The organism is Niallia tiangongensis, from assembly GCF_044704065.1.
Taxonomy (GTDB): Bacteria; Bacillota; Bacilli; order Bacillales; family Cytobacillaceae; genus Niallia; species Niallia tiangongensis.
The window spans coordinates 1960436-1978282 of the sequence record NZ_CP162613.1 but is presented as its reverse complement, the minus strand read 5'-3'; the positions used below and the strand labels follow the sequence as shown (position 1 = coordinate 1978282).

At 35.1% G+C, this 17847-nt stretch carries 18 protein-coding genes and 1 pseudogene; 4 read left to right on the top strand and 15 right to left on the bottom strand.

Annotated features, from left to right (window positions below):
* Positions 1–19 precede the first annotated feature (19 nt).
* A pseudogene (locus AB3U99_RS09245) lies at positions 20–811 on the bottom strand (patatin-like phospholipase family protein).
* A gap of 354 nt (positions 812–1165) precedes the next feature.
* Here AB3U99_RS09245 and ylbJ point away from each other — a divergent pair.
* Positions 1166–2386 carry a sporulation integral membrane protein YlbJ gene (ylbJ, locus tag AB3U99_RS09240; RefSeq protein WP_400247033.1) on the top strand — a complete coding sequence of 407 codons (1221 nt, stop codon included), beginning with the start codon at positions 1166–1168 and terminating at the stop codon, positions 2384–2386.
* A 284-nt stretch (positions 2387–2670) separates the two neighbouring features.
* Here ylbJ and coaD read toward each other — a convergent pair whose 3' ends face one another.
* From coaD to AB3U99_RS09180, 12 genes are all read right to left on the bottom strand, one after another.
* Entirely contained in the window at positions 2671–3162 is a 492-nt protein-coding gene (coaD, locus tag AB3U99_RS09235; protein WP_400247031.1) for a pantetheine-phosphate adenylyltransferase, read from the bottom strand.
* A 4-nt stretch (positions 3163–3166) separates the two neighbouring features.
* Positions 3167–3733, bottom strand: coding sequence for a 16S rRNA (guanine(966)-N(2))-methyltransferase RsmD (gene rsmD, locus AB3U99_RS09230; RefSeq protein ID WP_400247029.1), 567 nt, complete (start codon positions 3731–3733; stop codon positions 3167–3169).
* Between the two features lie 604 nt (positions 3734–4337).
* Positions 4338–4613 (bottom strand): YlbG family protein, encoded by a 276-nt coding sequence (locus tag AB3U99_RS09225; RefSeq protein WP_400247027.1) that lies wholly within the window; start codon positions 4611–4613, stop codon positions 4338–4340.
* A gap of 156 nt (positions 4614–4769) precedes the next feature.
* Positions 4770–5216: a YlbF family regulator gene (locus AB3U99_RS09220; RefSeq protein ID WP_400247026.1), complete on the bottom strand. Its 447-nt coding sequence runs from the start codon at positions 5214–5216 to the stop codon at positions 4770–4772.
* Positions 5217–5292: 76 nt separating this feature from the next.
* Positions 5293–5721 carry a hypothetical protein gene (locus tag AB3U99_RS09215; RefSeq protein ID WP_400247024.1) on the bottom strand — a complete coding sequence of 143 codons (429 nt, stop codon included), beginning with the start codon at positions 5719–5721 and terminating at the stop codon, positions 5293–5295.
* A 94-nt stretch (positions 5722–5815) separates the two neighbouring features.
* The gene (locus AB3U99_RS09210) at positions 5816–6055 is read right to left on the bottom strand and encodes a YlbE-like family protein (protein WP_400247022.1); all 240 of its coding nucleotides are present in this window, start codon (positions 6053–6055) and stop codon (positions 5816–5818) included.
* A gap of 14 nt (positions 6056–6069) precedes the next feature.
* On the bottom strand, positions 6070–6489 hold the full coding sequence (locus tag AB3U99_RS09205; RefSeq protein WP_400247021.1) for a YlbD family protein: 420 nt from the start codon (positions 6487–6489) through the stop codon (positions 6070–6072).
* 175 nt (positions 6490–6664) lie between these two features.
* On the bottom strand, positions 6665–7723 hold the full coding sequence (locus AB3U99_RS09200; RefSeq protein WP_400248013.1) for a CAP domain-containing protein: 1059 nt from the start codon (positions 7721–7723) through the stop codon (positions 6665–6667).
* A gap of 740 nt (positions 7724–8463) precedes the next feature.
* Positions 8464–8931: a DUF420 domain-containing protein gene (locus AB3U99_RS09195; RefSeq protein WP_400247019.1), complete on the bottom strand. Its 468-nt coding sequence runs from the start codon at positions 8929–8931 to the stop codon at positions 8464–8466.
* 124 nt (positions 8932–9055) lie between these two features.
* Positions 9056–9973, bottom strand: a complete 918-nt coding sequence (gene cyoE / locus AB3U99_RS09190) for a heme o synthase (protein ID WP_400247018.1) — start codon at positions 9971–9973, stop codon at positions 9056–9058.
* A gap of 399 nt (positions 9974–10372) precedes the next feature.
* On the bottom strand, positions 10373–11611 hold the full coding sequence (locus tag AB3U99_RS09185; RefSeq protein WP_400247017.1) for an FtsW/RodA/SpoVE family cell cycle protein: 1239 nt from the start codon (positions 11609–11611) through the stop codon (positions 10373–10375).
* A gap of 229 nt (positions 11612–11840) precedes the next feature.
* Positions 11841–12122 (bottom strand): YlaN family protein, encoded by a 282-nt coding sequence (locus tag AB3U99_RS09180; RefSeq protein ID WP_312099315.1) that lies wholly within the window; start codon positions 12120–12122, stop codon positions 11841–11843.
* 250 nt (positions 12123–12372) lie between these two features.
* Here AB3U99_RS09180 and AB3U99_RS09175 point away from each other — a divergent pair, with 250 nt between their 5' ends.
* Entirely contained in the window at positions 12373–12861 is a 489-nt protein-coding gene (locus AB3U99_RS09175) for a peptidyl-prolyl cis-trans isomerase (protein WP_400247015.1), read from the top strand.
* Between the two features lie 71 nt (positions 12862–12932).
* On the opposite strand, the gene AB3U99_RS09170 is transcribed toward AB3U99_RS09175, so the two are convergent.
* Positions 12933–14261, bottom strand: coding sequence for a PhoH family protein (locus tag AB3U99_RS09170; RefSeq protein WP_400247014.1), 1329 nt, complete (start codon positions 14259–14261; stop codon positions 12933–12935).
* Between the two features lie 223 nt (positions 14262–14484).
* Here AB3U99_RS09170 and AB3U99_RS09165 point away from each other — a divergent pair, with 223 nt between their 5' ends.
* Both AB3U99_RS09165 and AB3U99_RS09160 read left to right on the top strand, forming a co-directional pair.
* The gene (locus tag AB3U99_RS09165; protein WP_400247012.1) at positions 14485–15093 is read left to right on the top strand and encodes a YhcN/YlaJ family sporulation lipoprotein; all 609 of its coding nucleotides are present in this window, start codon (positions 14485–14487) and stop codon (positions 15091–15093) included.
* Positions 15094–15177: 84 nt separating this feature from the next.
* The gene (locus AB3U99_RS09160) at positions 15178–15378 is read left to right on the top strand and encodes a YlaI family protein (RefSeq protein WP_400247011.1); all 201 of its coding nucleotides are present in this window, start codon (positions 15178–15180) and stop codon (positions 15376–15378) included.
* Between the two features lie 420 nt (positions 15379–15798).
* On the opposite strand, the gene typA is transcribed toward AB3U99_RS09160, so the two are convergent.
* A complete protein-coding gene (gene typA, locus AB3U99_RS09155; protein ID WP_400247009.1) occupies positions 15799–17631 on the bottom strand; it encodes a translational GTPase TypA in 1833 nt (610 codons plus the stop codon).
* Positions 17632–17847: the final 216 nt, after the last annotated feature.

The following is a 17847-nucleotide window of genomic DNA, read 5'->3' as shown; positions in this document are numbered from 1 at the left end:
TTTCAGGAAGTAATTAGCACTATTTCTTATCATTTGTTTTTCTTTTCTTGATTTCCTTTTTAATCATGTCGATATATTTTCTCGTTTCCGCCTCACCTAATTCAATAATTTTCTCTAAATCAGTAAATGCTTTACTATTAAACATTTCCACAGGTGGTTTAATCATCACATCACTTGCAAATTCTCGCGATTCCACTAGTTCCATCTGCATAATATCCTATGAACGCATAATCACGTCATAAATATTTGAAATATCTGCATTTACATTTACCTTTGCTACATCTACCGCAATAATGATATCTGCTCCCATCTCTTTTAATACCGAGACAGGGACACGGTCAATTACTCTCCCATCTACAAGTAAGCGCCCATCAATTTTCTCTGGAACAAATATGCCTGGAATAGATATACTCGCACGCACCGCATTGGCAATAGATCCTTTTCTAAAAACAACCTTTTCCCCAGTTAATAAATCAGCAGCAACAACAGCAACTGGAATATCCAAATCCTTTAATTTTTTTCCATAGGTGAACAAATGGATTAATTCCTTTACTCTATTCCCAGCGATAAAGCCCATTTTCGGCACAGTAAAATCCAAATAATATTTCCGTTTAAAAAACTTCGAAAACGTTATTAAGCGCTGAATATCGGACCTTGCTCCATACAAGCAGCCCATTACGGCCCCTATGTTGCTGCCTGCTATATAATCTATTGGAATATTCTCTTCTCTCAATACTTTTATTACACCAATATGTGCAAATCCCCTCGCTCCACCTGAACCTAGCGCTAATCCTATTTTTGGGCGTTCCATATCGTCTCACCTATTCTTTCAAAATTCAATCTATATTAATCTTATGGTCTTTTTTTTCAGGTTATGAGTATATTGATTGGTAGAGGGATATTCTTCCGGCTGATTGTGTACAAGTATTCCTTTTATACGATCAGAAATCCATCCTTTCATAGATGAAAATAAAGTGAAACTAACCATCAGTGTGGGGGTTCCTCCTCCCTACTGATGGTTAGTTGAACCAATCGGACCTTTACGGATAAGTTGATCTTCCACCTATCTTCCTCGAATTTACACTAGCAAGGAGTGAGAGTCTTACTGTCCGTTAAGAGTGGGATAGAAACCTACTATTTATATTCGAAGGGGGAGCAATATAATTTGTTACGCTCAAAATTTAAGACAATCGTACTTGCTTTATCTGCGTCTCTATTGGCTCTTGCCCTGATTTCTTTTCCAGGGGTAGCAGTTGACGCTTCAAAAAATGGACTCAACACTTGGTGGACGATTGTTTTTCCTTCACTTCTTCCTTTCCTAATTTTATCTGAGATATTAATAGGGTTTGGTGTTGTCCGTTTTATTGGAGTTTTATTAGAGCCCATTATGCGCCCCCTTTTTAAGGTTCCAGGGGTAGGGGGATTCGTTTGGGCAATGGGGATGGTTTCAGGCTTTCCAACTGGAGCAAAATTAACTGCGAGAATGCGGGAGGAAAAACAGTTAACGAGAACGGAAGCAGAAAGGCTTGTTTCTTTCTCTAATGCTTCCAATCCGATGTTTATTATCGGTGCCGTCTCCGCCTCTTTTTTTCATAGTCCTAAGCTTGGTTTGCTGCTTGCTTTCTCTCATTACTTAGCCAATTTTACTGTTGGACTATTTATGAGATTTCACGGAAAAGACACAGAAAAAAAGACGAAAGATCCAAAAGAAAAAGCCTCCATAAAAAGAGCGTTACGAGAACTGCATCATACTCGTCTAAAAGACAAGCGTCCACTTGGTAAATTAATGGGAGATGCTGTAACCTCCTCAATTCAATCTTTATTAATGGTTGGCGGCTTTATCATTCTTTTTTCCGTTATTAATCGTTTATTATTTCACTTACATATTACTTCCTTTTTTGCAAAATTTTTAGAATTTGTATTCCAGCTGTTTACTTTTTCAGGTGATTTAACGATTCCCTTTATCGCCGGCATTTTTGAAATCACATTAGGAAGTAAATTAACGAGTGATGTAGAAACATCTACGCTTATGCACCAAGCGATTTTAACAAGCTGCATCCTTGGATTTAGCGGATTAAGTGTACAGGCACAGGTAGCAAGTATTCTTGCTCAGACAGATATTCGTTTTAAGCCTTTTTTCTTAGCGAGAATTATGCAAGCAATCTTTTCTGGCATCTATACTTTTATCGCATGGGACTTCTTTTACAAGACATTCTTGACAAAAGATACTCCTACTATCGCAATCCCAGGTATAAACAGAGAAGAAGCTTTCTTTCAGCAAGTATTTGAAAATATAAGCACATGGGGACCAATTGTAACGATTGTTTCCTTAACAGTCTATTGTTTTATTTTAGTAAAAAGATTATCACCCAGAGGAGAATTATAAGAAAAGCGGAGAGCTCCCGGTTAGGGGCGTGTGGGCTAGGAGCGACTTTCCTGAGATAAAGGAAACACGGTGAACGGACGTTGAGCCGATATTAACTTATCGTAGGGAAACAGCGCGAAGCCCATTAGCCCCTGTGCCCGGAGCTAGACAAATAGAAAAGCGCAAGCGTATAGAATTCAAAAAACTTTCTTAATTATAAAAAGGACATCTTCTCAAAAGAAATAGATGTTATCAAGATGTCCTTTTTTAGTTACTTTTAATAGGGTTTCACTTCTTGTAAATCTTTATTTTCCATCATGATGAAACTTTGCTCTTAATGCATCGTTCACAATCTTCGGAACAAGCTCTGAAATATCACCATCATATTTACTTACTTCTTTCACAATGCTGGAGCTTAGGAAAGAATACTGATTATTTGTCATTATAAAAAATGTCTCGATATCGTCTGATAGAACACGGTTCATCGACGTAATCTGCATTTCATATTCAAAATCTGAAACTGCTCGTAACCCTCTAATAATTGCATTTGCATTAACGCTTTTTGCATAATCAATCAGAAGGCCTTCATAAGAAGATACGGAGATATTCTTAATCTCTTTCGTTACCTCTCTAATTAGCTCCAATCTTTCATCCACCGAAAAAAAAGGTTTTTTGGCAGAATTATTTAATACACATATGTATACGTGATCGAATACTTTAGCAGCCCTTTTAATAATATCAATATGACCATAAGTGATTGGATCAAAACTACCTGGGCAAACTGCTATACTAGCCATCTTTTTAGTCCTCCATACCATTTTGTAAGGAATAAATAGAAATCCCAATTATTCCATATTTTTCATGTCTCACTTGTTGAAGTCTATTTACTGCCTCAGGTAAAGAAATGTCCGAACCATGTTCACATACAATGACTCCTTCACCCTTCAACAGATCTGCTTCATCAATAAATGTTAACATATTTTCTAATTGCTGCTTTTTATATGGCGGGTCTAGAAAAATATAATCAAATCTTTTTTCTCTTTTTTGCAATGCTTTTAAAGCTCGATTCGCATCATTGCGAAATATCTCTGCTTGGCTGTCCAATTTACATGTAGAAAGATTTTCTTTAATCGTATGTATTGCTTTTCCTTCTTTATCTACAAAAATAACAAGATCTAACCCTCTACTTAAAGCTTCAATGCCAAGTCCGCCGCTCCCAGCAAATAGATCAAGGCCTTCTCCTCCTTGAAAGTAAGGACCTATCATATTAAAGATAGCCTCTTTCACTTTATCTGTAGTTGGCCTAGTCGAGTTACCAGGAACCGCCTTCAATGGAATCCCCTTATTCTTACCGGAGACAACTCTCATTTCAATCACCACAACCCTATTTTACTTTAAGTTATTTTACCTTCCCTATCCTACCATAAACCCATTAGAGAGCCAACATTTTAAGGTTTTTTTACTTTTTATCTACCAATTTTACTCTTGAAAGGATAGGCAAATAAGGAAATCCTTACAATATCCTCAGTTTTTCTACGGTACAAATTAAACCTGATTGCTTAGAGTTTTTGATTTCCTAAAAAAATTATTTATTTTTATGAATAAGTGGTCACTGGATGGGGATAATGTAAGTAACAGCATCTATTCGAGGATGTTGTTGCCAACCGCGGAGAAGACTTACGTTTCCCCATAAGTTCTTCCTCCGGTTTCTCCTCTCCCTTTACCTTCTGTTCTTATGAATAATGAGAACGTGGAAGGATCCTGCAGGCATATGCTTGCAGGCTTTTTTTGACTTTTCTATTTACAATAAAAAACAGTATTCATGAAGGCTTGGTGGGTTCTCACCTTTCCTTAACATAAAATACTGTTTTTTATTTTTTCCCGTAAATGAGTTTTATGAATATGATTAAACACTAATTATTTGCGTAAAATCGATTGTCCCTTAAATGAACATTCCAATGAGAAACCTTCATTATATCCCCATTTTATAATCATATTCTTTCGCTTTATCTGGCCGCGAATTTTCAAATTCCACTTTTAAAAATGGTTTATAGGAAGGCTCTACCTTTTTAACGAAAGAATGAGCATTAATTTTTTCCATTATGCTTTCCACATCACTTTGATTCGTGTAGAGTACAACATATTTTAATCTTTTGGAAATAAAATGAACATTTCCATACCTTCTTAACATTTTTGCTTGCTTCAGTGAAAATAACCAAACAATGATTCCTTGTCGTTGCCCTAGCATAATTTAACCCCTTTAAATACCATTATTTATCATAATAGCATAGGCAAAGAAAATAGAAAAGCTGGAATCTGTTTTTAAGAAAACTAACAAGCAATAGATGAAAACTTCAAATTAAAAAGCAATGACCCTAAATTTTGATCATTGCCTCTTAGTATATTATGCAGAACAACTACAGCTTCCACCACTTCCACAACCTCCGGAGCAACCAGAAAGTTCATCAAAAAATGGATTTCCTGTTGGTACTTTAATAAAAGTAGAAACAGAACGACCGATAATAACACTTACATCATCTAGAAGCTTTTGCAAACCATTCTCCGCTACTTTAAATGCTGCCACATTATCATCTAAATCCATATCGCGTTTAAGCTGTCTAATTTCCATCATTACTTTTTTATATTCAGGATGGTATTTTCCAAAACGCTGAACCTCTTCATATAGCTCTTTCATTTGGTTAAAAGAATGAATTTTTTGCTGTGTTTCCTTATTTGATTGTAAATTGGCCAAACAAATACGGTATTGTTCTGCAACATCTGATTTTAATATCATTTCTGCAATCTCTTCTGCTTCCTCTTGAATAAGGAGTATTTCAGTTGTCGCAAGCACGTATTCGCTCACCTCCAATTCTTATTCTACATGAAAGTCAGAAGAAAGAAAAGGCTTGAGATTTCCTTTTTCTTACCTACTCTTTAATCATTACTTGAAATGACTTTTTAAATTTGGTTGTTTTGCTGGCAACATCAATAACAGATAAGGTCATTGTATGTTTTCCTGCTTTTAATCCTTCTATCACAAATGCAGCAGAAGAATATTCTTTCTGCTCACCGTTTATCTCCAAAACGATTTTACCTAATTTCCCCGTGCTATCTTCTCTGAAAGAATAGTCTTTCACTTTACATTCCACGAATACTTTATTTCCTTTAACGATATGATGAACATCAAATCCTTCATTTGCTGTATTGGAAAAAGAGGCTTGTACATCAGCTGTAGTAGGAATGGAAGAATGAGTAGCAGCTTCTTTATTGGTCTTTACTTCTGGATCTGGTACATCATCTCCACATCCAGCTAAAAGGAGAAAAGCAGGAATACAAATCATTCGGATTTTTTTCAAAGTAAACACTCCTGGTAATTTTTAATGAATTTTCATTTAGGTTAGTATTACCATTCATGCTTTTTTTACTCTAAATAATATTTATCCTAAAGAATTAAGATTGGGCGTTCATTGCTTGAAACATGCTAACCATCATGGAAGCCATTTGAACACCGTTTGTAAATTTTTGTACATGATCTGGAATGGTTTTCTTATAATAATGGAGAGATGCTATCTCAAAAGTTTCTAATTGATTTGGATTTCTGCTTAGTTCTCTATACCATTGTGGCTGTTCTCTTATAAATTGTTGCAATTCCGGATTCTGCGCAATATATTCTTTAATACTCTGTCTCATATGCTTCCTCCTATTTAATCTTTTCTAAAAGAAAATGGGCCAGAAGGTTTTTGTTCTGTTGGCGCAGATGATCCACTAGAACCACTATTCGGGGAAAATTGAGTAATCACACCTTGTATAGTTCCTAAAGCTTGATTTAAGTTTGCTAAGTATCCCTGTATTTGATTTTGATCCATGTTTTTTAACGTATCAACAATAGTAGACATCCAGACGGTTCGATTAGATGTTGTCTCATCCTCCTTTTTTGTAGAAGCTTCAGAAGCACCAACTCGTAATCCGTCCCATCTTGCATCATCAGGACCTAATAAATACCAATCCTCATATAACTCTTGTAATGTCACCTTCCCACTTCTCGCTTCTTTCAATATTTTTGGATTTGCTTTCACAAATGCTTTAAATTCTTCTACAGAAGGATGAAGTTCTTTATTAGCCATCGTTATTTCACCTCTAATTTGATACATCTGCCTATATTACTTTATGATGCATTTTAGAAAGTGTGCATTCCTTTCAAATCCTCTATACTATCATCCTGCAAATTTTATTCGAATACAAAAAAGCTGCCAACCAACTCCACAACTGTGGTCGACAGCTTTTTTAATAATATCTTTTTTACCATTTTTCAATAAAATTCTGTGTATAGTATTTATCAAATACGCCTACTCCAAGATGAGTAAATTTCTCATTCAATAAACACTCTCGATGACCTTTACTATTTAGCCAGCCTTCGATTACTGCCGGGGCATCCGCATAACCTGCTGCGATATTCTCTCCAGCAACTTGATAAAATACGTCTCCTGCCTTTAAACGATCCTCTAGATCTCCATACTTCTCTGACGTATGGGAAAAATCCTCAGTTTCAAACATATCTTTACTATGGCCTAATGCCACTTCGGCAGTTGGTTGATCCCATTCCACTGTATTTAATTCAAATCTTTTTCTTAACACATTCGTCATATCTAATATTTGCTTTTCATTGCCCTCTTGAATTGCTTCACTATCTTCTACACTATTCTCTGTTTCTAATAGTTCTCCTCGATAAACTAATTCGTAAGGTCTTAAATGAAGTAACGTTCGTGCATCCATGTAACGAATACTTGATAAAGTGCCATTAAATTTATCAAAGTATAGCTGTGCATAATAATCTCCTATTTGAATTAATGGGCGGTTATTTATTTCGTCCTCCGATAATTCGAATCGGTATGAAGAATTTTCATAATTGAAGCTAATATTCGTTTCAATTGGTGTCATCGTATAAATATCTCCAACTTCTTGTCCGATTTTATAAGGATTAATATTCACAGCACTACCAATCGCATAGACAGTCACCACTTTGTCATTTAGAATTCCCACTTGAAAATACTCAGTATCATTCTTATTATATATCCACCAATCGTATTCATATGCTGACGGATCGATTCTAGCTGGTTCTCCATACTTCTCTTTTAGTTCACTTGCACTTTTACCAATCAAACTCCCTAATCCTTCTTTAGGAGCTGGAAGAATTTGCGTATTTTCTTTTGCTTCTTTGAGATTATCCTCTACTTTTGTTGGATTATCACCATTTTCAACTAGTACATCTGGCTGGTCCTTATCATCTGTTATACTAAAATAGAATCCAATCGCTGATAATACTGCAATAATTACGACAGTTCTTAATAAAATTTTCAGAGGATTTCCCCCTCTCTAGCATTGTTCTATTAATATATGTTGCATTCTTACTAAATAGTATAACTTACTTTAAATAATTTTAATAGAATAAGTAGTTTTGGATTTCTTCCTCTACAAGCAAGGAAACTCATTTAAAAACAGCAAAAATGCTTCTATTTCGCTAGAAGCATTAGTCTCGCATTTTGAGAACGAAGAGATTTGGTAGAATAAGGTGAACAAAAGCACTATCTTGCATTAGAAGAAGATTAAAAAACTGAAAACAAAGCTCTCTCGTTTTCAGGAGTTTGTCTTCAGTCTGAAGGAGGCTGGGACATAACTAACTAGAAGATCTGCAAAGGCGAATAATCCCTAGTTTACTAATAATAACTATTGTGTTTTTAAATATAGTTAAGTGTAAGAACTAGTCGTTCCATTGCGCTACAGACACTCCATTCGCCGGTGGTTCACTGAAAAAGTATGTTTAATCTAAATTCAACTAGGATTTTGAGCTTTGAAAGTGAAAATATGTTGGTTTGGAGAGGTGGCAGCTTGACTCCTATGGGAGCTGCGAGAAAGTCCGAGACCATGTAGGAGCATATCATTCAGGCTGCGGGTAAAAGCAACAAACTTCATGGAACATCTTAAAAAAAACGGTTAAAAAAACCCAAAACGATTATACGAATTATCCCTTGGCATCTTCGTATAATTGTTTGGGTTTATCTTGCTGGAATACTTATGTCCCAGGCTCGTCTTTTATTCATTTAAAAGCCTAATATCGCCTTTATAACAGACGTTGTTTCTCCACCATGATAGAAAACATAGAGAAGTAAATAGACGGCTGTTCCTGTAATGGCTGTAATAAACCAGATAATACTTGTCATTGGACCTAATTTACGATGTTTCGCATATTGTTTTTTATAACCTGTATACAACATGATAATTCCTAGCACTGCTCCTATTGTTGCCAGTGTGATATGAAATATTAGGAAAATCGTATAATAAATCTTAATATCATCTGGTCCCCCAAAAGATGTGTTACCAATAAAAATTGTTCTTGATGCGTATATGACAAAAAAGATAACTGCAAAAATAGCCGCAATAAGCATTACCGTCTGATGTTCTTTTCTTTTTCTTTTCCTGATTAATCCCCAGCCAATAGCTACAAAAACGCCACTTAAAACGATAAATGCAGTACTTATTGTCGGCAAAATCGGTAATGTAAATTCCATTAAACTACCCACTCCATAAAGTATTTACCTCTTTGTTAAACTAACTCCCCAAATTCCCTTTATTTCTATTAAAACGAATGATTATTCTCCTGGATTCGCTTTCCCCTAAAAACGTATTCCTTCTTTAGAATAATGTAAATACCACCATTGAAACAAAAAGTATGGTTAAATATTGAATTGAATAGATGAACATTGATGTAGCCCATTTATATTCATCTTGCTTTTTACTTGCTCGGATTCCAGTAATAATCCATCCGATATTTAGTAACGTTGCTAAAATTAAAAATGGGATTCCAAGTTGATATAACAAAAATGGTAGTGGGAATAATGCAACAATCCAAACATACGTATGCTTCTTTGTTACTTCAAACCCTTTAACAACAGGTAACATCGGAATCCCTGCTGATCGATACTCTTCGACTCTTCTAATTGCCAAAGAATAAAAATGCGGTGGCTGCCAGACAAACATAATTAAAAATAGGCTCCAAGCAATAACATCAAGTCCAGGATCAATTGCGGCCCATCCAATTAGTGGAGGAACTGCTCCCGAAAAACTACCAATAACGGTATTTGACACAAGTCTACGCTTAGACCACATTGTATAAATCACAACATAGCTAAATGCTCCCACTAAAGCAATAACAGTTGCAGTGATAGTAGTTAACAATAAAAACAAAGTACCAATTAGTAGAAAACCAAAACCTAAAACGGCAACATTTGTAGGCTTTGCTTTTCCTGTTACAGTCGGTCTTGCCTTTGTTCTTTCCATTAATGGATCAATATCACGATCAATAAAATTATTTAAAACACAGGACCCAGCAATGATTAATCCTGAGCCAATCAAAGTATATAAAACGATATCAATTTGCTCTAAAAACTTTGCATCCGTAAAGACAATCGCAAGCCAGATACCTGTAAATACGGTGATTAAGTTTGAATTCACAATTCCTATTTTAATTAATGCAAGAAAGTCCTTCCATGCACTTGTATCGGATTGCTTATTCGTCAATTTGGCATTAGAATATGCACGAAAATTAGCCATTTGATCATGTCTCCCCTTTCTATTACATAGTAAAAAGAAAATACTATATAAATAACCGTTCATTTCCATTTGTGTCATTATTCACATTTAACAATATAGTAATGTTAAAAAAGACTCTTTTGCTATTAAAACATATTTCCACTGAGATTTCTCTCTTTTTTTGAAAAAACTTCAGTTTTCACATCATTGGAAAAAATCAACATTTCATATAAACGCTTCGAAAGCGTTTTACGAATTAAAGACACTCTATTTATTATAGCTTTTTTTTACAAGGAAGCAAATCAATTAACCTTTACTTTAATTATGACATGTACAAGACTTAGGAATAAAAAAATAGCACCGCTACTTAGTGCTATCTTCTCGAATCTATTAATTAGTCTGTTTTCGTAAAGCTTGTTGTTAAAAAGGTCGGTTTGTTCGAACAAATGGAGAAGTAGCTTGATTCGCCTGTGGAATATCAGCAATTTCCTCATCTTTTGTTTTATAGACCCTCTCATATTTTACAAACATGGAAACATTCACTAAAATTCCCATTCCAATTGATAATTGCAACAAGGATGACCCACCATAACTTACAAAAGGTACTGGCACACCGGTTAATGGGATTAATCCAGAAACCCCACCGATGTTAATAAATGCTTGAATCCCTATCATACTCGAAATCCCTATCGCTAGTAAGCTTCCAAAAGGATCTTTACACTTTAAGCCCGTATAAATTCCTCGTAAAACTATATAGCTTAGTCCTAATACAACAAAGCCTACACCAAAAATCCCTAATTCCTCCGCTATTACTGCCATGATAAAATCCGTGTGACCATCTGTTAAATAGCCAAGCTTTTGCACCCCTTGTCCCAATCCTACTCCTTTAAGACCACCAGAGCCAATCGCAATGAGTGAGTTACTCATATGATAACCAGAATCTTGCACAACATCTTCGCCAAATGGGGAATCCATAAACACAAATATTCTCGCCATTTGCTTCTCGGTAAACATACTTTTGCCAGCCAATTGCATGCAAAGAAGAAATAATAGTAAAAACGATAATCCAATAAGCATCAGCTTCGATAAATTCTTCCAATTCATTCCTGAACAAAGAATAATTGTTGCACCAATCATAAGAATGATAACAGCTGTCCCAAAATCCGGTTGAACCATAACTAAAGCACAAACAATAACTAAATAGGCTAGCGGCGGGACAACTCCCCTATTAAATTCATTTATATAAGACTGCTTTTTTGAATAGATAGCCGATAAATAAATGATCACAGATAATTTAACAAACTCTGCCGGCTGAAGACTTGAGGTTCCAATTTTATACCAACTTTGCGCATTTCCATAAACACTACCGAACAAAAATATTCCACCTAAGAAAAAAATAGACCCAAATACCATTGGCACTAATATTTTATTGCTTAATAGGGCTTTGTATGGAAAAATTGCGACAATAATAAATGCGGCACCCGCAACTATAATATTCTTAATCTGCTTCTTATAATAAAAATCACTACTATCTTGTCCGTAATATTGGACTGCTGAAACCATGCTCGCACTATAGATCATGATTAACCCAAATAAAATTAACAGCACCATTGCTATAATAATTGTATAATCATACGATTTTAATATCTTCTTTACCATTCAACCGCATCCCTTATTCATTCTCCTCATTTAGAGTATTCGTTGTCTCTTATCTATTTCCTGCTGAAAAGGATAAACTTCTATTCATTCTCTTAAAATATTGGGCATAAACTTTTTTAATATCTATCTTAAAATAATCCTTTTTCGTATGTAATTCCCTTATTTTAGAATAATACACCTTACCACTAAAAAAACTCAAACAATGAATGCTTTTGTTTGAGTTTACTTTTTATTTTCTTATAGATGCTTCATGCAAATTTGATAATTCTTTTTCCAATTCATCTAAAATCTTCTTGCCAACCTGCTCTTCTACTAATCCTAATCGAATAGCAAAATCTATCTCTTTAGACAATCCATACATTTGCGTATCCAATACCTCTTCATATAGAGGACATTGAGGCATTGTTAAATTATCCATCTGAACTTTAATTAGTTTTAATATCTTTTCAGCATCAGCTTTCAATAGCTCATTTGCTTTTTCTTTATGATTAATAATCATTTCAGAAGTCAATCCTATCCCCCCGTTTCCGAGCGATTATCCTATCTATAAAGTTTAAACTCAACCTAGAAAAATTGCAAGAACAATCCCCCTAAAAAAATCTAAAAGTTTCGTTTCTAACCTTCTAAATGACAGAAAGACAAGAAGAAGCTATACTTAAATTAACATTGTTTTTAGTCTGCTAATTAAAAAATGTTCAAGTCCTCATTAATTTGCAGAATTTTTATACAATCAAAGAATAGCGAATAAGGAGGAGATTTTAATGAATACTATTATTCAAGTTACCGGATTAGTAAATTTTCCGATTACCATTGATCCTACTGTATGGATATTTGATGATCGTAAACAAACAGCTGAGTCAGTATTTGCGCCAGCGGAAGTAAAGGATGAATTAGAAGCGTATACAAAAGAAGCATCCAAGCACTGGGATCAAGAGATTACAGAAGGTGCAAAAGTCCCAGTGCAATCCACAAAAACCTATAAAAAAGTAGAAATGCTAACTGGTACCTTCTATATGCCTTTAGCTCCCTTTATAAAAAATGCTGAACCAAAGGAAGTAGCAACAAATCTGGTAATCACAACCGAAGACGAAGAATATACAATTCCTCTAGAAGAAATCGATTCGATGTTCTTATTATTTTGCGTAAAAGGAAAACCGCTTACAGAAGATGGCCCTGTACATATTTTTGACAATACAAAAGCCAAAGAACAAACTCCTATCAAAAATGTCAAAGCATTTAAAATTACATAATGGAGCATCCATCCACACATACGCCATCTAGCAATTGCTAGATGGCGTAAACAGTGCTAAAAGGCTAAACTTTATAATAAATCTGCAGCCAATTGTGCTAGAGACGATCTCTCACCTTTGACTAATTTAACATGGCCAGCGATTGGTTGGTCTTTAAACCGTTCTACCACATAGCTTAACCCATTATTAAAAGCATCTAAATATGGATGGTCGATTTGTTCTGGGTCTCCCATTAAAACGATCTTACTACCTTCTCCTACTCTTGTTAAAATCGTTTTCACTTCATGCTTCGTTAAGTTTTGTGCTTCGTCAATAATAATAAATTGATCAGGAATACTTCTTCCCCTAATATACGTTAATGCCTCCACTTCAATTGATCCCATTCCTGCAAGAATTGCTTCTAATTCCCCAGGTTTCTTTGTATTAAACAAATACTCAAGATTATCGAATATCGGCTGCATCCACGGCCTTAATTTTTCTTCCTTCTCTCCCGGAAGGAAGCCTAAATCCTTCCCCATCGGTACGATCGGTCTTGCCACTAATAATTTTTTATAATCCCCAAAATCTTCTGTTTGCATCAATCCAGATGCCAATGCCAATAACGTTTTTCCTGTTCCAGCTTTTCCTATTAGCGTAACTAAAGGCATGTCTTTCTTTAATAACATTTCAATCGCCATCGTTTGCTGAACATTTCTTGGGCGAATTCCCCAAATATGCTCGTGATCAAAAACTAGCTTTTTGACATATTTCCTCGATGAATCGACCATTGCTAAAGCAGAAGATGAAGATCCTAGAACATCCTTTAAGATAAGAAACTGATTTGGATAGTATATTCCATTACCAATTTCAGCTATAGGCAGTTGTCCATTCTCATAAAAGCTATTTAATACCTCTATCGTTACTTGTACATCCATAAAACCCGTATACAAATGCTCATTTTCAACCACTCGGTCACTTAAGAAATCCTCACTTATAAGCCCAATTGCATCTGCTTTCACACGAACTAGTGTATCTTTACTTACTAAAATAACGGTTCGTCCATTTTCTTTTTTGCTTTCTTCTATTGATAAATTTTTTGCGACTGCTAATATACGGTTATCATTGGTTTTTTCCACAAATATTTCTTGTAGCTCATGAAAAGAACGGTGATTTAGTTCAATCCGTATAGTTCCACCATTCTCCAAAGGAATCTTATCGTGCAACTTTCCTGCTTCTCTTAAGTTATCGATCAATCTAGATATTTGTCTTGCGTTCCTTCCGATTTCATCCATGTACCGTTTTTTGCTGTCTACCTCTTCTAAAGCTACTGCTGGAATTACTACATCATTGTCACTAAAAGAAAAAATGGAATAAGGATCCTGTAACAAGACATTTGTATCCAATACGTAAATTTTACTCAAACCGATGCCCCCTGCTCTAAAACGTCATATATTGCTGCACTATCCGTGTAACGGAAAGAACCTTGGTAAAATATATGTTTTATCGCATAAAGATAGAAGATATTTTGCACAATAAAGAGAGAAGAAGTATAAAAAAACATGAAAATGCTCATTTCCACCTGCAAATTAGGTGTAAATGCACACTTTTAGAAGTTATTCTTCAATATTAAAGGAGGTAATTTTTATGAAAAAAGGATATCTGTTAATTGCAATCCTTTTTCTGCTTGCTGGATGTAATAACAATAATGTAGAAAATAGCCAACAATCAGAGAATAGAGATGATACCCCTCATGTAACAAATGTTAAAAATTCTACTATCGAGGAAGTTGACCGTAAAACTGGCCAGGACATCGCTAAAAGGCTCGTAACCCTTGCAACTAGTATTGAGAATGTCAATGATGCAACAGCAGTGGTCATCGGTAAATACGCCCTTGTTGGAGTCGATATCAATGCTGACTTAGATCGTTCAGAAGTAGGTTCCATCAAATATGCAGTTGCTGAAAGCTTAGAGAACGATCCTGATGGTGCAAATGCTATCATTATTGCTGATCCAGATATGAATGCAAGACTAAAAGAAATTGGCGAAGATATACAAAATGGGAAGCCAATCCAAGGAATTTTCAATGAATTAGCTGATATTAGCGGAAGACTTATCCCTGAAGTACCTGCTGATATGATTAAAAATGAGCCAGATAGAGATATGAAAAAGCCGAATGAAAAATTGAATGAAGGGGAAGAAAAAGAACTGAAAAAAGATCAAGATGAACAATCAAATAATCATATAAGAGATTAAAATTCGATTTTCTATACAGTTATATATTATAATGTGCCTATAATCTATTTTTACCCGAGACTTATATGATTAGAGGTGCAGTTAGTGAAAGTACAATGTGTGATATGCGATAAAATTGAAGATATAGAAGAAAACTCTTTTCAGGCAAAGCGACTGAGAAACAGACCAATTCATACCTATATGTGTAAAGAGTGTGAAGATAGAATTGCAGAAAATACAAAGAAAAGAATCGATTCTGGCAACTTTGTTCTATATCAAAATAAATCGCAAGAAGATGATTGGTAAGTAGACAAGCTATATTATTTTTATAAAGAGGCTGGGACATAAATATTCCAGCCACAAACAAACCCGAACAACCATACGATAGATATGATTGTTCGGGTTTATATTGGTTTATAAAGGCTGTTTCAGTAAAGATGGTGTTATTATCCGCAGCCTGAATACACTTCGCTTTCCATGGGGCGAGGCTCCTCTGTTACCTTTCGCTTTGCTTTTTCTTGTCCACGGGCACTGATAAGGCTTCTCTGTTACCTTTCGCTCTATTTTTCTTGTCCACGGGCACTGATAAGGCTTCTCTGTTACTTTTTCCCCTCACTTCCTTCCAATCAGGTACTGATAGAACAAAACAGGTACTTTCACTTCCTACCACACAAAAATAAACTCAAAAAAAAGAAGCCATCAACCGATGACTCCTTTTAACTATTATTATTCAGCAGATTTTTTCTTCTTGCCAGCTCTTTCACGTTCTGCTTTATTTAAGATTTTTTTACGTAAACGAATGGATTCAGGAGTTACTTCACAATACTCATCATCATTTAAGTACTCTAAAGATTCCTCTAGTGTCATAATTCTTGGTTTTTTCATTGTTGCTGTTTGGTCTTTGTTTGCTGAACGGATGTTTGTTGCTTGTTTTACTTTTGTGATATTAACAGTAATGTCATTTTCACGTGTATGCTCACCAACAATCATACCCTCATAAATTTCAGTTCCAGCTTCTACAAAGATAATTCCGCGGTCTTCTACTTGCATAATTCCATAAGTAGATGATTTTCCAGATTCCATACTTACTAATACACCTTGGCGACGTCCACCAACTTGGCCTGATGCCATTGGTTGATAGCTATCGAATGTATGGTTGATGATACCATAACCTCGTGTTAATGTTAAGAATTCAGTTGTATAACCAATTAGTCCACGAGCAGGTACGTTAAAGATTAAACGAACTTGTCCGTTACCATTGTTGATCATATCTAACATTTCACCTTTACGAGCACCGATAGATTCCATAACAGAACCTGTATGCTCTTCAGGAACATCGATTTGTACACGTTCGATTGGCTCACAACGAACACCATCAACCGTTTTAACAATAACTTCTGGTTTTGAAACTTGAAGCTCATAACCTTCACGACGCATATTTTCAATCAAGATAGATAAATGAAGCTCTCCACGTCCTGATACAGTCCAAGCATCTGGAGAATCTGTATTTTCAACACGTAAACTTACATCTGTCTCTAATTGTGCACGTAATCTTTCTTCAATTTTTCTTGAAGTTAAATATTTACCTTCTTTTCCTGCGAAAGGAGAGTTATTAACTAAGAATGTCATTTGAAGAGTTGGCTCGTCGATACGTAATACTGGAAGTGCCTCTTGATGTTCGAATGGACATACTGTTTCACCAACGTTTATATCTTCCATTCCTGATACTGCGATCAAATCTCCAGCATATGCTTCTTCAATTTCTTGACGTTTCAATCCGAAGAAACCAAAGATTTTTGTTACACGGAACTGCTTAACTGTTCCATCTAATTTCATTAAGGCTACTTGCTGACCAACTTTCATCGTACCGCGGAATACACGACCGATACCAATTCTTCCAACATAGTCATTGTAATCTAAAAGTGCAACTTGGAATTGTAAAGGTTCTTCACGATTATCAACTGGTGCTGGAATATGATCCACAATTGCATCATATAATGATTGCATGTTCTCATCTTGTTTTTCAGGGTTTGTGCTAGCTGTACCATTAATAGCTGATGCATAGATAACAGGGAATTCTAATTGCTCTTCTGTTGCATCTAATTCAATAAATAAATCTAGTACTTCATCAATTACTTCAGCAGGACGAGCAAAATCACGGTCGATTTTATTAACTACTACAATTGGAGTTAAGTTTTGCTCTAATGCTTTTTTCAATACGAAACGTGTTTGAGGCATACAACCTTCATATGCATCAACAACAAGTAATACACCATCAACCATTTTCATGATACGTTCTACTTCTCCACCGAAGTCAGCATGTCCAGGTGTGTCTAGGATATTAATACGTTTATCTTTATATTGAATAGCAGTATTTTTCGCTAATATTGTTATTCCACGTTCTCTTTCTAAATCATTGGAATCCATTGCACGTTCTTCCACATGTTCGTTTGTACGGAATGTGCCGGATTGTTTTAACAGCTGATCAACCAAAGTTGTTTTACCATGGTCAACGTGAGCAATAATAGCAATATTACGAATATCTTCTCTAATTTTCAAAAATTTCACTCCTACCTAAATATGTCTATCTGGATTCAACTTATTTGTTTAATAATATTATAACTGAGTCATTATATCACATAATTCTTCAGAAACCTAAAAGCTTTTATAAAAATTACTGAATGTAAACGTTATTTCCAAAAAATATTTTATTTACCCACCCATTATCCTATATATTATCAATTTCTTTACAATATTTCTGTTCTTTCCAATCCA

What these genes read in the sequence shown, in the direction of transcription:
- coaD (WP_400247031.1), bottom strand. Translation starts at nt 3,162, where the DNA reads ATGGCTAGTATAGCAGTTTGCCCAGGTAGTTTTGATCCAATCACTTAT.
- rsmD (WP_400247029.1), bottom strand. Translation starts at nt 3,733, where the DNA reads ATGAGAGTTGTCTCCGGTAAGAATAAGGGGATTCCATTGAAGGCGGTT.
- AB3U99_RS09225 (WP_400247027.1), bottom strand. Translation starts at nt 4,613, where the DNA reads ATGCTAGGGCAACGACAAGGAATCATTGTTTGGTTATTTTCACTGAAG.
- AB3U99_RS09210 (WP_400247022.1), bottom strand. Translation starts at nt 6,055, where the DNA reads ATGAGACAGAGTATTAAAGAATATATTGCGCAGAATCCGGAATTGCAA.
- AB3U99_RS09205 (WP_400247021.1), bottom strand. Translation starts at nt 6,489, where the DNA reads ATGGCTAATAAAGAACTTCATCCTTCTGTAGAAGAATTTAAAGCATTT.
- AB3U99_RS09195 (WP_400247019.1), bottom strand. Translation starts at nt 8,931, where the DNA reads ATGGAATTTACATTACCGATTTTGCCGACAATAAGTACTGCATTTATC.
- cyoE (WP_400247018.1), bottom strand. Translation starts at nt 9,973, where the DNA reads ATGGCTAATTTTCGTGCATATTCTAATGCCAAATTGACGAATAAGCAA.
- AB3U99_RS09185 (WP_400247017.1), bottom strand. Translation starts at nt 11,611, where the DNA reads ATGGTAAAGAAGATATTAAAATCGTATGATTATACAATTATTATAGCA.
- AB3U99_RS09175 (WP_400247015.1), top strand. Translation starts at nt 12,373, where the DNA reads ATGAATACTATTATTCAAGTTACCGGATTAGTAAATTTTCCGATTACC.
- AB3U99_RS09165 (WP_400247012.1), top strand. Translation starts at nt 14,485, where the DNA reads ATGAAAAAAGGATATCTGTTAATTGCAATCCTTTTTCTGCTTGCTGGA.